Below are 13598 nucleotides of genomic sequence, written 5' to 3'. Positions count from 1 at the left end.
GGTAATGCCCTGCTCGATACCGTTGACGCGGGCGATCACTCCGCCGTTGCGCTACGTACTGATGGCGATAACGTGGTTATCGACAACGTACGTCTGATTGGCCGTCAGAATACCTTTATGGTAAACACTGCCAACATCCATAACCAAACCGATAACAAACGCTATAGCCGCGCTTATGTGCACAACAGCCTGATCGTCGGCGACGTGGATTACGTGTTTGGCCGTGCCGTGGCGGTCTTCGACCATGTTGAATTCCACACTGTCAGCAGCCGTGGCGTGAAAGAAGCGTCCATCTTTGCGCCGAACACTCCGGCGAACGCCCCCTACGGTTTCCTGGTCACCGACAGCAATCTGACCGGCGACCGTGGTTTCGAGCAAGCCGCGAAAGCCAAAATGGGCCGCGCATGGGATGAAGGCGTTGCACAAGGCGGTTATGTTCCGGGCACCACACCGAACAGCCAGCTGGTGATCCGCGACAGCAACTTCGATAACAGCTACGACCAGATGAACCCGTGGGGCGCCGCGGCGTTCTCAGGCCGTCCGTTCGCCGGCAACGTACCGAAAGATGAAAAACAGCAGCGCGACCTGAACGATCCTAACTTCAACCGCCTGTGGCAGTACAACAACGTGCTGACTCAGCCAGCGAAGTAATTTGCAGTGATAACACGGGTCTGATGACGTCGCAGGTCTGATAAAGAAAAAGCCGCAGGAGATAACTCCGGCGGCTTTTTTTATTCCTCGTTCAGTACTCAGGCCATCTCATTACCCAACCTGAATACTGAAACTGTCCGTTCCAGATTCACCGCCTGTTCGTCAAGCGATGCCGCTGCACTGGCAGACTGCTGCACCAGCGCCGAGTTCTGCTGTGTCACGGTATCCATTTCCGCTACGGCCTGCGCAATCTGGCTGATCCCACGGCTTTGCTCGTCCGACGCCGATGCGATTTCATGAATAATCTGGGTGACGTGGCGCACGGAACCGACGATGTCCTCCATCGTGTCTCCGGCTTTGGCCACCAGCTGCGAACCGTTGTTCACATTAACCACTGATTTCTGGATAAGCCCTTCTATCTCTTTCGCTGCCTGACCGCTGCGCTGTGCCAGACTACGCACTTCGCTGGCGACGACCGCAAATCCGCGCCCCTGCTCACCCGCCCTGGCGGCTTCGACGGCCGCATTCAGCGCCAGAATGTTGGTCTGAAACGCGATGCCGTTGATCACGGTAGTGATTTCAGAAATCTGCTTCGAACTCACCGCAATTTCTTTCATCACCCCCACCACGTCGCTAACCAGTTTGCCTCCGCGTGCGGCGGTGTCTGCGGCATCGGATGCCAGCTGGCTGGCCTGTGTGGCATTGTCGGCATTTTGTTTAACCGTAGAGGTAAGCTGTTCCATACTTGCGGCGGTCTGGCCTAGCGCAGCCGCTTGCTCTTCGGTGCGCGCAGAGAGATCAATATTCCCCGCTGCAATCTCGCTGGAGGCACGCGTCACCTGCGTGACCCCTTCGCGAATATTACCAATGATACCGTGCAGATTTTTATTCATGCCTTCGATGGCGCGGCTCAGCTGGCCAACCTCATCAGAACTGTGGCTGGTGACGTGCATCGATAAATCACCGGCGGCAATGCGTTCTGCCGTCGCTAAGGTCCGGCGCAACGGCAGGGTCAGCTGACGGGTCATGCGCCATGAAATCAAAGCACCGGCAATAATGGTCGCGATGACGATGCCCACCATTTCACTGATGGTCTGGCTGACTTCATGATGAGTGTTGGCAATTTCATGATCGAGCATGGTGTTGGAGGCCGAAGTCAGCGCCAGCCCGGCAGCGGCGAGTTGGGCAGCAATCTCTTTCGGGTCGCTTCCGGCCGGAGGATTCAGCGTTTGCTGCCAGCTTTCGCGATAACGGCGGATGTTTTCCGGCATCGCCTCTTCCAGTGGAAGGTCACGGGCATCCCACGAATAGGCGGCGACATCCGCCAGCCTCGCTTCCAGCTTATCCAGCGCCTGTGCGTTTTCTTCCACAAATTTAGGGTCTTTGGTCGCCATATAGGACAGACGGGAAAACTTCGCGCTGCTCAGCAGATCGTTAACGGTTTTTAGCAGCGTCACTTTTTCTGCCCGCTCATTGATGTTGGTCAGATGGTAAATGCCGGATACGGCAACGAGGGAACCCAGCAACAGAACCAGCGCAAAACCGGCACCGAGTTTATTAGCGATATTGGCGTGGCGAACCCGGCCAGCGATCCCTGAAAGTACGTTCATTTTTTTCTCCCTGATTTCCAAAATGGACTGATTCTGACAGTGGCGGGGCCACTGAAGAATGAGTGAATAACGGGAGAGTTATCGACCGGGTAGGCACAATGTTTAGAGGGTAATAAAAATAAGTCTTAACAATGGCACGGGATGCTCAGGAAACAAAAAAGCCCCTAATACAGGGGCTTGATCATTATTACGTGGCGGTATTATTCATCAATATCAAACGAATCATTAAACTCGTTAATTAATAGTTCTGTTATCCACGAATTTCCAGAATGCTCACCCACATCGGGCCTTTACCTACGCTGTAGGTTTTAAGCGTCGTCAGCTGACCGTTTTCAGGGTTGATTTTCGCGACTTCAATGGCGTCAGATTTCTGACCGGCGGTGATAACAAACTTGCCGGTGTGATCGATATTGAACCCGCGCGGTTGCGTTTGCGTGGCGTGATGCCCCACCAGTTCAAGCACACTGCCATCCTCGGACACGGTCAGCACGGAGATCAGGCTGGCGGTACGATCTGACGCGTACAGGAATTTGCCGTCAGGCGTGATGTGCAGGTCGGCCGCCCAGCAGGTGCCGGTAAAATCGGCAGGCATGATGCCCAGCGTCTGCACCTGGCGGTATTCGCCGCTGGTGACATCTTTCTGATACACGTCCACGCTGCTGTTCAGCTCATTCACGCAGTAAGCGAAATGATGATTCGGGTGGAAGGCCATGTGGCGCGGACCGGCACCTTCGGCGGTGCGCAGCTCAGCGGAATCATGCGGCGTAGCTTCACCGCTGACGCTGAAATCGAACTGACGGATACGGTCTTCTTTCAGCGCGGGGATCATCAGCAACTGGTTGGTCGGATCGATATTGGCAGAGTGCGGTGCCTGAATATTTTCCAGAACCTGCGTATGAGCGAGTGCGTGGCCTTGCTCATCCAGCGGATGAATGCTGACGTTATTGAAGCTGTAGGAAGCCGAGAACACAAAGCGCCCCTGAAGATCGATTCCCAGATGCGTCGGGCTGCCCGGCAGCGGTGCCATCGATGCTTCTTCGAGTATACCTTCACTATCAATACGGTAAGTGAGAACGCCGAACGCAGGACGCACACCTACGTACAGGCGGTGGCCGTCAGGATGGATAACCATCGGCTGAACTTGTCCCGGCACTTCCACGGTTTGCAGCAGGCTCAGTTCACCACTGTCCGCCAGACGAAATGCATGGATTTGCTGGCTATCAGGGCTGGCAACGTAGACAACTTGCTTCATCACAACTCCTTATTAAATCTCATTAGATTTGAAAGCGTAGTTCAGGATAACCCAACAACCCCAAACCCTCCACGCCCTAAATAAACCGGGGAGCCGGCAAGGCATTCACTGCACCACGTCTGACGGGTTTGCAGGTTTAATTAGCAGGCTTAACACGGTAACATGGTGATAATTTCTTCGATCCTCTCACTTTATGATGGACTGACCATGACTTATCGCATTATCGCACTCGATCTCGACGGTACGCTGCTCGACCGTCAAAAACGCATCCTGCCTGAATCTTTGTCCGCGCTGGCCGACGCCCGTGCTCAGGGTATCAAAGTCGTTATCGTCACCGGACGTCATCACGTGGCGATCCATCCGTTTTATCAGGCATTGCAACTCGACACCCCGGCTATCTGCTGTAACGGAACCTATCTCTATGATTATCAGGCACGTAAGGTGCTGACGTCCGATCCGATGGATAAAGTGAAGGCCAAAAAAGTGGTCGATTTGCTCGAGTATCACGGCATTCACGGCTTGCTGTATGTCGATGACGCGATGCTTTACCAGCAACCGAGTGGCCACGTCAGCCGTTCCATCGCCTGGGGCGAAACGCTGCCGGAAGGCCAGCGCCCGAACATCGTACAGGTCAATAGCCTGCGCGACGCGGCCGACGATGCGCACTCGGTGTGGAAATTTGCTACGTCACATCAGGATCTCGATGCGCTGCATACTTTTGCCGCGCAGGTGGAAAACGAACTGGGTCTGGCCTGCGAATGGTCATGGCACGATCAGGTCGACGTCGCCAAAGGCGGCAACAGTAAAGGCCGTCGTTTGCAGGAGTGGGTCGAATCTCAGGGTATGAGTATGCAGGACGTAATCGCCTTTGGGGATAATTTCAACGATCTGAGCATGCTTGAAAATGTCGGGTTAGGCGTGGCAATGGGCAATGCAGCGGATGCCATTAAAGAGCGCGCCGCGCTGGTGATTGGCGACCATGAAACGCCGGGCATTGCGGACGTTATCCGCAGTAAAGTGCTGAGCTGATGCGGCCATAAAAGAAAACGCCCTCTTCTGTCATTGAGGAAGGCGTTTTAGGATAATCCAGAGGTTTTATCAGTCCGTCTTCTTCTTTTCCGACCTGATGCATCGCGGAATTAAACGGTGATTTTCGTCGAAATAACGGCTTGGCCATATAGCAGAAGGCGGCACACCCAATGCCTGGGCGATGATCCTCTCACCCTTCGCCCAGGGGCGGGCCAGCGCGTTGGACAGCGTTGACGATCCTAAACCGGCTTCACGGGAGACCGCAGCCAGCGTGGTTTTCCTTTTGCGCAGTCCGGCAATGATATCCGCCGGATGCCAGTCATTTTCCATTTTCATCGTTCTTCCTTTTTTGTCGGTACTGTCATTGAAATGTGGTCTACTCTTTCCAGTAACATCGTTCAGTAACTCTAAACAACAATATGTTAAGGGATGCTTAACATGACGTCAATACAGTTTATATGGTTATTGACTATGATCGCTCACCGACTGAAATCAGCACGTAAAAAAGCCAACCTCACGCAGGAAAAACTGGGCGTTTTGGGGGGAATTGATGAGAGCACGGCGCGCTCAAGGGTGTCGCAATATGAGAGCGGCACGTACAGCCCGAACTTCGACACCCTGTGTCACTTTGCCCGCGTGCTGAACGTGCCTGAATGCTATTTCTATATTCTGGACGACGACTTTGCCGAACAGGTTCTGGCATTGTATGAAACCTTTAACGCGTCAAAAGCTTAACGGTTTAACGACACGCTTTTGATCTGCGCATACAGCCATTGTCCGGCGCGGATCATCAGCTCATCCCGCGCCCAGGGTGTAATGCGTGCCCAGATAATGTGGCCGGCCATCGCCAGTTTCACTTCCACCTGATGGCCCACGTCCAGACATTCCAGCACCTGCGCAGGCAGGACGTTACGAATGCTGCTGTTATTGGCCGTCGGCTGCAACACCAGTGAAACGTCGGTGGCATTAACCCGCACCCGCAAAGGCGTCCCCGGTTCTTCATCGACTTTACTGATCCACAGCCGTTGATCGCCAATGGCCAGCGCGGTCATTTCGTAGCGCGGATGATGTTCCAGCACGCTGACATTCAGCACACTGCTCTGCTCCTCTTTTGGCAGCCACGGGCGCATCACATTGCTCGCCCAGACCTCCTCCAGATTGCCCATCGCCAGTACTTTCCCTGCGTCAAGCACCAGCACTTTTTCCGCCAGCCGCAGAATTTCATCCAGACTGTGCGTGACGTACAGAATCGGAATACTGACTTCCTGTGCCAGCCGCTCAAGATAAGGCATCAGCTCGCGTTTACGCGGGAGATCCAGCGCCGCCAGCGGCTCATCCATCAGCAGAATTTCCGGCGCCGTCAGCAGCGCACGCCCAATCGCCACGCGCTGTTTTTCACCGCCTGAGAGCGTCAATGGAAAGCGATCGAGCAAAGATTCAATGCCGAGCAGCTGTACTATGCTGTCGAACTGGCCGCGCATCGACGCTGCCATGCCATATTGCAAGTTGCCCTTCACGCGATAATGCGGGAACAGGCGCGCGTCCTGAAATACGTAGCCCACGCGTCGCTTCTCAGGCGGCAGGAATATTTTGTTGTCGGCATCAGATAATACCCGGCCATTGAGCGAAATATGTCCGCTGTCAGGCCTGGTCAGACCGCCGATGGCGTTGATAAGCGACGTTTTCCCCGCGCCGGACAAACCGAAAATCGCGGTGATGCCCTGTGCCGGTAACGTCTGTGTGACCTGCAAATTCAGCTCACCGAGCTGCTGACTGAAATCCAGTTCCAGCATGTCAGCCTCCCAGCCGCGTGCGGCTGCGTTTCGCCAGCCAGTCGGAAATCAGTAACGCCGCCAGAGACAACAGGATCGCCAGCACGCACAACCTTGCCGCCGCGCCTTCTGCGCCGGGGGTTTCAATCAGGGTGTACATGGCCAGCGGAATGGTGCGGGTTTCGCCGGGGATGTTTGAGACGAAGGTGATGGTCGCGCCAAATTCGCCCAGCGAACGCGCGAATGCCAGCACTACGCCGACGATCACTCCGGGCACCGACAGCGGCAAGGTGATGGTAAAAAACACCCGCCACGGCGACGCACCGAGCGTGCGTGCGGCGAGCTCAAGTTTCGGATCCACGGCTTCCAGCGACTGACGGATAGCGCGCACCATCAGCGGAAACGCCACAACGGCAGAGGCCAGCACCGCGCCGTGCCAGCTGAAACTGAAGCTAAACCCAAACCAGTCATATAACCACTGGCCCACCACGCCCCGTCGCCCCATCACCACCAGCAGCAAATAGCCAATCACCACTGGCGGTAACACCAGCGGTAAATGGATAATACTGTCGAGCAGGGATTTGCCGGGAAAGCGGCAGCGGACCAGGATCCACGCCATCAGAATACCAAGTGGCAGACTGCAAACTACGGACAGGCTCGATACTTTCAGACTGAGAAAGACTGCCTGCCACTCATATTCACTCAACATCATCAGCGTGGCGTAAATCCATAATGTTTGAAGATCTCAGCGGCAGCAGGCGTTTTCAGGTAATGATAAAACGCGCTGACCGTCGGATTTTCGTGGCCTTTAACAATAGCCATCGGGTATTCCACCGGCTTATGACTTGCAGCCGGGAAGATGCCGACAACCTTCACTTTTTTGCTGGCGACGGCATCAGAACCGTAGACGATACCCAGCGGGGCTTCTTCACGCTCGACCAGCGCCAGAGCGCCACGAACGTCGCTGGCGCGCGCCAGTTTAGGTTCCAGCACGGTCCAGGCGCCCAGTTTTTGCAGCGCTTCTTTAGCATAAATCCCCGCAGGGACGTGGTCCGGATCACCGACGGCTAAGCGACTGTCGCCAATCAGCTTCAGCCACTCGGTTTTTTCAGAGATATCGACTTTATCGATTTTGCTGGTTTTCGCAGAAACCAGCACCAGCTCATTGCCGAGAAGAGTATAACGGGTGTTATCGACAATTTGCTGTTTGCCGATGGCGTAATCCATCCACTGCTGATCGGCTGAAATAAACAGATCCGCCGGTGCGCCCTGCTCAATCTGACGCGCCAGCGTAGAAGACGAGGCGAAAGAAGACACCACCTGCACGCCTTTCTCTTTCTGATACTGCGTCGCGATGTCCTGCAACGCGTTGGTCAGCGACGCCGCGGCAAAGACTGTAATTTTGTCTGCGGCCTGCGCCTGCACGTTTAGCCCTGCCATCAGCACGGTCGCCGTAAATAATGTTGTCCAGGAAGCTTTCATCGTTTTCCTCGCCTGTTATCTGTTATTCATACATCACATGATGCGTTATGTAGGCAACAATATAGCGCAGGAAAATGGGTTGTCATCTGATTTATCGGCGGAAACTGGCAGAACTTGAAGTTTGTTGATCTGGCTGCGGTAAATATTTTTTCAGGGATTTGCGCTGACCGCAGAAAAAAGAAAACCCGGCACAATGGCCGGGTTCTTCAGATTCAGACTGCTTCACGACAACTCAGTAATGAGGCTTACTGCGGGACTCTTTAGAGTGGCCGATAACGGAAATAACGTTGAAGACTGTGCCCAGCCCCCAGATCAGACCCAGGATCACCGCGATGAAGACCGGCACCATGATGGCAGCAAATACCAAACTTTCGATTAATTCTAACATGATAGCCTCACTTGACTGGCTGGATCGCACAACGGCGGCGATGTTCATAAACTGTATGACAGACTGTCACAGATAATAGCAGTACGGGGCGGGAATTACTTTAGCATTTCGCCAACTTGCCTGCGGACGGGTATAACGGCGACAATACATCTTCGTCTATTAAGGAAGCTGATATGCAAGCTGAAATTCTGTTAACCCTCAGGCTACAAGAGCGGCTATTTGCCGACCCGCGCCGTATCGAATTACTGCGACAGGTACGCCACACCGGCTCGATCAGCCAGGGCGCAAAACTGGCAGGCATCAGCTATAAAAGCGCGTGGGACGCCATTAACGAGATGAACCAGCTGGCGGATGAAACGTTGGTAGATCGCAGCACCGGCGGCAAAGGCGGAGGCGGCGCAATCCTTACCCCTTACGGCGAACGTCTGATTCAGCTGTACGAGTTGCTGGCGCAGATCCAGCAAAAAGCGTTTGATGTACTTAAAGAAGATTCCCTGCCTCTCGACAGCCTGCTGGCCGCCATTTCGCGTTTCTCGTTACAGACCAGTGCGCGCAATCAGTTCTTCGGCAAGGTGGTAGAACGCAGCCATGAGAGCGTGCAGCAGCATATCAATGTGATGCTGGCCGACGGGAAAACACAAATACGCGCCGCCATTACCGAGCAAAGCGCCGACCGTCTGACGCTGACGCCCGGCAAGGAAGTGCTGGTGCTGATCAAAGCGCCGTGGATAACCCTCGGGTTCAGCGCCGAAAATCCACACAACGCGTTACAGGGCGACGTGACCCACATTCAGCGCGGCGACGTGAACAGCGAAGTGCTGCTGAAACTCACCGGGGGCGAGACGTTGTGCGCCACGGTGCCGAACGTGGAAATGCATACGCTGAAGCTGGAAACTGGTCAGACGGCGTTTGCCCAGTTTGATGATGACAAAGTGATTATTGCCACGCTATGCTGAAAAAACATTGATAATCAGAATCTTGCAGAATCAGCGCTGACACTTTGCAGAATTGTCAATTGACTCGGAGAACCTCAGCGCTTATCCCTTAATTTATAATTATTTCGAATTAAGGGATAAAAATGTCGTTACATATTTCGCAAGGCATTTTCCGTCTGAGCGATACCCGAACCCTCGTACTTTCCGATCTCACTGTTCAGCAGGCTGATACCTGGGCGTTCGTTGGCTCCAACGGCAGCGGAAAATCCGCACTGGCCCGCGCGCTGGCAGGCGACCTCACGTTGCTAAAAGGCACCCGAGAAAACAGCTTTGCCCACATCGTCCGGCTTTCCTTCGAGCAACTGCAAAAACTGGTGGCCGATGAATGGCAGCGTAACAACACCGATATGCTCAGTGAAGGTGAAGACGATACCGGCCGCACTACTGCTGAAATCATTCAGGAAGAGGTGCAGGATCCGGCGCGCTGTGCCGCCCTCGCCGCGCAGTTTGGCATTGAGAAATTGCTCAACCGCCGTTTCAAATATCTTTCCACCGGTGAAACCCGTAAAACGCTGCTGTGCCAGGTGCTGATGCAACAGCCTGACTTGCTGGTGCTTGACGAGCCTTTCGACGGCCTCGACGTCAATGCGCGGGCCCAGCTGGCAGAGTTGCTGGCCACGCTGGCCGGACAGGGTCAGACCATGGTGCTGGTGCTGAACCGCTTCGATGATATTCCTGCATTTGTGCAGAACGTCGGCGTGCTGGCCGATTGCACGCTGGCCTCCGTCGGCCCGCGCGAACAGGTGATGGCCGATGCGCTGGTGGCGCAGCTGGCCCACAGCGAAAGCCTGAGCGGCATGGCGGTCCCGGAAGCGGAAGATCCCACTGCCCGCGTCAGTCCGCCTGCCGACTGCCCGCTGATTGTGCTGCGCAACGGCGTGGTGCAGTACGACGACAAGCCAATCCTGCACAATCTGAGCTGGCAGGTCGAACACGGACAGCACTGGCAGATCACCGGGCAAAATGGTGCAGGGAAATCGACCCTGCTGAGCCTGATTACCGGCGACCACGCGCAGGGTTACAGCAACGATCTGACGCTGTTTGGCCGCCGTCGCGGCAGCGGCGAAACTATCTGGGATATCAAACGCCACATCGGTTATGTCAGCAGCAGCCTGCATCTGGATTACCGCGTCAGCACCAGCGTGCGTAACGTGATTACCTCCGGCTTCTTCGATTCCATCGGCATTTATCAGGCGGTTTCAGACCGGCAACGTCTACTCACCAGCCAGTGGCTGGCCTTGCTAGGTCTCGGTGGCGCAGCCGGAGATACGCCGTTCCACAGCCTGTCCTGGGGGCAACAGCGTCTGGCGCTGATCGCCCGCGCGCTGGTCAAACACCCTGCGCTGTTGATCCTCGATGAACCTTTGCAGGGGCTGGATCCGATTAACCGCCAGCTGGTGCGCCGCTTTGTCGATATTCTGATTGGCGAAGGAGAAACCCAGCTGTTGTTCGTATCGCACCACGCTGAAGATGCGCCTGAGTGCATCACGCATCGTCTGAGCTTTATTGCGGACGGCGATATCTACCGGTACCAGATCGAACAACGTTAAAACGTGGTGGCCTTCCAGGTACGGAAGGCCTGTTTTCCTCATTTTCCCCGCACTTTCCTCCCCTGCCTGGCGCTTTATCACCGGGAAACCGTTTTCAGATAATGCGAAATCAGGAGTGTAAGCGATTACACCTAGCGCCGTTTCTGGTCTGTAGCGCTTTACAGCTGACTTTCCTTACCGCTGGTATCAGCTGTTTAGCGCAGTGGAAAGGTGCTAAACTGTTTGTGTAAGCGATTCCATTTTATTGGGGATGGATCACCTTTTTCAGCCTTGCAGCGTGATATCGTTGCAGCATTGATAATCATCGGGGAGCGATTATGTACGTCTTAGTCACAGGTGGTAGCGGTTACATCGGGAGTCATACTTGCGTGCAATTGATTGATGCGGGTTATACACCAATCATTCTGGATAATCTTCACAACAGTAAAGTCAGCGTGCTGGAGCGTATTAATACGCTGACCGGTAAAACGCCGCTGTTTTATGAAGGCGATATTCGTGACCGTACGATCCTCGATAAAATTTTCAGCGAACACAAAATTCACTCAGTGATCCACTTTGCTGGCTGGAAAGCCGTCGGTGAATCCGTCGCTAAACCGCTGGCGTATTACGACAACAACGTCACCGGCACATTGGTACTGTTGGAAGCGATGCGCGAGGCCGGCGTCAAAAACCTGATTTTCAGCTCTTCTGCCACCGTGTATGGCGATCAGCCTAAAACGCCTTATGTCGAAGACTTCCCGACCGGCAACCCTTCCAGCCCGTATGGCCGCAGCAAACTGATGGTCGAGCAGATCCTGGAAGACGTGCAACGCGCGGAACCTGACTGGAGCATTACGCTGTTGCGCTACTTCAACCCGGTCGGGGCACATCCGTCGGGCCTGATGGGTGAAGATCCACAGGGCGTACCGAACAATTTGATGCCGTTCATCGCGCAGGTGGCCGTGGGCCGTCGTGAATCCGTTGCGGTGTTTGGGAATGATTACCCAACCAAAGACGGCACCGGCGTGCGCGATTACATCCACGTGGTCGATCTGGCCGACGGCCATCTGGCAGCCATGAAAACCCTGCACAACAAGCCCGGCGTGCACATTTATAACCTCGGCGCAGGCTTTGGCCAGAGCGTACTGGAAGTGATCAATGCCTTCAGCAAAGCCTGCGGCAAGCCGGTGAAATATACCTTTGCGCCACGCCGTGACGGCGACCTGCCGGCTTATTGGGCGGATCCGACCAAAGCGGAGAAAGAGCTGAACTGGAAGGTGACACGCACGCTGGAAGATATGGCGAATGACACCTGGCTCTGGCAGTCAAAAAATCCTCAGGGTTACCCAAATTAAGGCGGATAAGGAATCTTTATGACCACGTTTGACCCGATTGAACATCCGCATCGCCGCTACAATCCGCTGACCGATCAGTGGATTTTAGTCAGCCCGCACCGCGCTAAACGCCCGTGGCAGGGTCAGCAGGAAGCCGTTTCCGATGAAGTGCTGCCCACGCACGATCCGGACTGCTTCCTGTGCCCGGGAAATACCCGCGTCACCGGCGATGTGAATCCGCACTATACCGGCACGCACGTCTTCACCAATGACTTTGCCGCGCTGATGGCGGATACGCCGTTTGCCCCGAAAAGTACCGATCCGCTGATGCGTCTGGAAAGCGCGCGCGGCACCAGCCGTGTCATTTGCTTCTCGCCCGATCACAGCAAAACGTTGCCGCAGCTGTCGGTAGAAGCGCTGACTGAGATCGTCAAAACCTGGCAGGAACAGACTGCGGATTTAGGTAAGACCTATCCGTGGGTGCAGGTTTTCGAAAATAAAGGCGCGGCAATGGGGTGCTCTAATCCGCATCCGCACGGACAGATTTGGGCCAACAGCTTCCTGCCGAACGAAGCGGAACGCGAAGACCGTCTGCAACGCACGTATCTTGAACAGCAGGGTTCGCCGATGCTGGTTGATTACGCGCAGCGCGAACTGGCCGACGGCAGCCGTACCGTGGTGGAAACCGAACACTGGCTGGCCGTGGTGCCATATTGGGCGGCATGGCCGTTCGAAACGTTGCTGCTGCCTAAAGCGCACGTCAAACGCATCACCGATTTGTCCGAAGCACAGCGCAGTGATTTAGCGCTGGCGTTGAAACAGCTGACCAGCCGTTACGACAATCTGTTCCAGTGCTCCTTCCCGTATTCGATGGGCTGGCACGGCGCGCCATTTACCGAGGGCGACCACGAACACTGGCAACTGCATGCCCATTTCTATCCGCCGTTGCTGCGTTCAGCCACGGTACGTAAATTCATGGTCGGCTATGAATTGCTGGCCGAAACCCAACGCGACCTGACGGCTGAGCAAGCCGCTGAACGTCTGCGTGCGGTGAGTGATGTCCATTATCGTGAGGCCGGAGAAAAATAATGAATCTGAAAACTAAAGTCCTTGAAATCTTTGCTGATAAATTCGGCTACCCTGCGACCATCACCATCAAAGCGCCGGGCCGTGTGAACCTGATCGGCGAACATACCGACTACAACGACGGCTTCGTGCTGCCATGTGCCATCGACTATGAAACGGTGATCGCCTGCGCCCAGCGTAATGACCGCCAGATCCGCGTCATCGCCGCCGATTACGACAACGAAGAAGACAGCTTCTCGCTCGACGAACCTATCCTGCACAGCGACGCGCATCCGTGGGCCAACTACGTGCGCGGCGTGGTGAAACATCTGATGTTGCGTAACAAAGATTTCTCCGGCGCGGACATGGTGATAAGCGGCAACGTGCCGCAGGGCGCGGGGCTGAGCTCATCGGCATCGCTGGAAGTGGCGGTCGGTCAGGCGCTGAAATCTCTTTACGATTTGCCGCTGGACGGCGTTGCACTGGCGCTC

15 protein-coding genes are annotated in these 13598 nt (G+C 55.1%); 8 read left to right on the top strand and 7 right to left on the bottom strand.

What is annotated here, in order from left to right; translation table 11 throughout:
• A partial coding sequence (locus ACMHLI_RS03815) for a pectinesterase family protein (RefSeq protein WP_413528317.1) occupies positions 1 to 651 on the top strand: 651 nt, incomplete at its 5' end.
• Positions 652 to 749: 98 nt separating this feature from the next.
• Here ACMHLI_RS03815 and ACMHLI_RS03810 read toward each other — a convergent pair.
• Together ACMHLI_RS03810 and pgl are read right to left on the bottom strand one after the other, a co-directional pair.
• Positions 750 to 2261, bottom strand: a complete 1512-nt coding sequence (locus tag ACMHLI_RS03810) for a methyl-accepting chemotaxis protein (RefSeq protein ID WP_413528316.1) — start codon at positions 2259 to 2261, stop codon at positions 750 to 752.
• 250 nt (positions 2262 to 2511) lie between these two features.
• The gene (gene pgl, locus ACMHLI_RS03805) at positions 2512 to 3513 is read right to left on the bottom strand and encodes a 6-phosphogluconolactonase (protein ID WP_413528315.1); all 1002 of its coding nucleotides are present in this window, start codon (positions 3511 to 3513) and stop codon (positions 2512 to 2514) included.
• A gap of 207 nt (positions 3514 to 3720) precedes the next feature.
• Between pgl and ACMHLI_RS03800 the strand changes: the two genes are divergently transcribed.
• Complete coding sequence (locus tag ACMHLI_RS03800) at positions 3721 to 4542, top strand: pyridoxal phosphatase (protein ID WP_413528314.1); 822 nt, start codon at positions 3721 to 3723, stop codon at positions 4540 to 4542.
• Between the two features lie 69 nt (positions 4543 to 4611).
• Here the strand turns inward: ACMHLI_RS03800 and ACMHLI_RS03795 are convergent, their stop codons facing one another.
• A complete protein-coding gene (locus ACMHLI_RS03795) occupies positions 4612 to 4872 on the bottom strand; it encodes a helix-turn-helix domain-containing protein (RefSeq protein ID WP_413528318.1) in 261 nt (86 codons plus the stop codon).
• Positions 4873 to 5013: 141 nt separating this feature from the next.
• Between ACMHLI_RS03795 and ACMHLI_RS03790 the strand changes: the two genes are divergently transcribed.
• Positions 5014 to 5277, top strand: a complete 264-nt coding sequence (locus tag ACMHLI_RS03790) for a helix-turn-helix domain-containing protein (protein WP_413528313.1) — start codon at positions 5014 to 5016, stop codon at positions 5275 to 5277.
• On the opposite strand, the gene modC is transcribed toward ACMHLI_RS03790, so the two are convergent.
• From modC to ACMHLI_RS03770, 4 genes are all read right to left on the bottom strand, one after another.
• Positions 5274 to 6335: a molybdenum ABC transporter ATP-binding protein ModC gene (gene modC / locus ACMHLI_RS03785; RefSeq protein ID WP_413528312.1), complete on the bottom strand. Its 1062-nt coding sequence runs from the start codon at positions 6333 to 6335 to the stop codon at positions 5274 to 5276. The two genes, ACMHLI_RS03790 and modC, sit on opposite strands and share 4 nt — an antisense overlap.
• Position 6336: 1 nt before the next feature.
• On the bottom strand, positions 6337 to 7026 hold the full coding sequence (modB, locus tag ACMHLI_RS03780) for a molybdate ABC transporter permease subunit (RefSeq protein ID WP_413528311.1): 690 nt from the start codon (positions 7024 to 7026) through the stop codon (positions 6337 to 6339).
• A complete protein-coding gene (gene modA / locus ACMHLI_RS03775; RefSeq protein ID WP_413528310.1) occupies positions 7026 to 7796 on the bottom strand; it encodes a molybdate ABC transporter substrate-binding protein in 771 nt (256 codons plus the stop codon). The genes modB and modA overlap by 1 nt, the downstream gene beginning before the upstream one ends.
• A 232-nt stretch (positions 7797 to 8028) precedes the next feature.
• A complete protein-coding gene (locus ACMHLI_RS03770) occupies positions 8029 to 8184 on the bottom strand; it encodes an AcrZ family multidrug efflux pump-associated protein (RefSeq protein ID WP_112166616.1) in 156 nt (51 codons plus the stop codon).
• Positions 8185 to 8357: 173 nt separating this feature from the next.
• On the opposite strand from ACMHLI_RS03770, the gene modE reads away from it, so the two are divergent.
• The 5 genes from modE to ACMHLI_RS03745 all read left to right on the top strand — a co-directional run.
• Positions 8358 to 9140, top strand: coding sequence for a molybdenum-dependent transcriptional regulator (gene modE / locus ACMHLI_RS03765; RefSeq protein ID WP_413528309.1), 783 nt, complete (start codon positions 8358 to 8360; stop codon positions 9138 to 9140).
• A 122-nt stretch (positions 9141 to 9262) separates the two neighbouring features.
• Positions 9263 to 10729: a molybdate ABC transporter ATP-binding protein ModF gene (modF, locus tag ACMHLI_RS03760; RefSeq protein WP_413528308.1), complete on the top strand. Its 1467-nt coding sequence runs from the start codon at positions 9263 to 9265 to the stop codon at positions 10727 to 10729.
• Positions 10730 to 11046: 317 nt separating this feature from the next.
• Positions 11047 to 12063, top strand: a complete 1017-nt coding sequence (galE, locus tag ACMHLI_RS03755) for a UDP-glucose 4-epimerase GalE (protein WP_413528307.1) — start codon at positions 11047 to 11049, stop codon at positions 12061 to 12063.
• Positions 12064 to 12081: 18 nt separating this feature from the next.
• Entirely contained in the window at positions 12082 to 13131 is a 1050-nt protein-coding gene (gene galT / locus ACMHLI_RS03750; protein WP_413528306.1) for a galactose-1-phosphate uridylyltransferase, read from the top strand.
• Positions 13131 to 13598, top strand: a 468-nt coding sequence (locus tag ACMHLI_RS03745) for a galactokinase family protein (protein WP_413528305.1), incomplete at its 3' end; no start/stop codon positions are given. The genes galT and ACMHLI_RS03745, both read left to right, overlap by 1 nt.

Origin of the sequence: Rahnella inusitata (assembly GCF_965118895.1) — a bacterium.
GTDB classification, from domain to species: Bacteria; Pseudomonadota; Gammaproteobacteria; order Enterobacterales; family Enterobacteriaceae; genus Rahnella; species Rahnella inusitata_A.
Note: the sequence above shows the minus strand (reverse complement) of the source record. Positions and strands in the feature narration are given on the sequence as shown.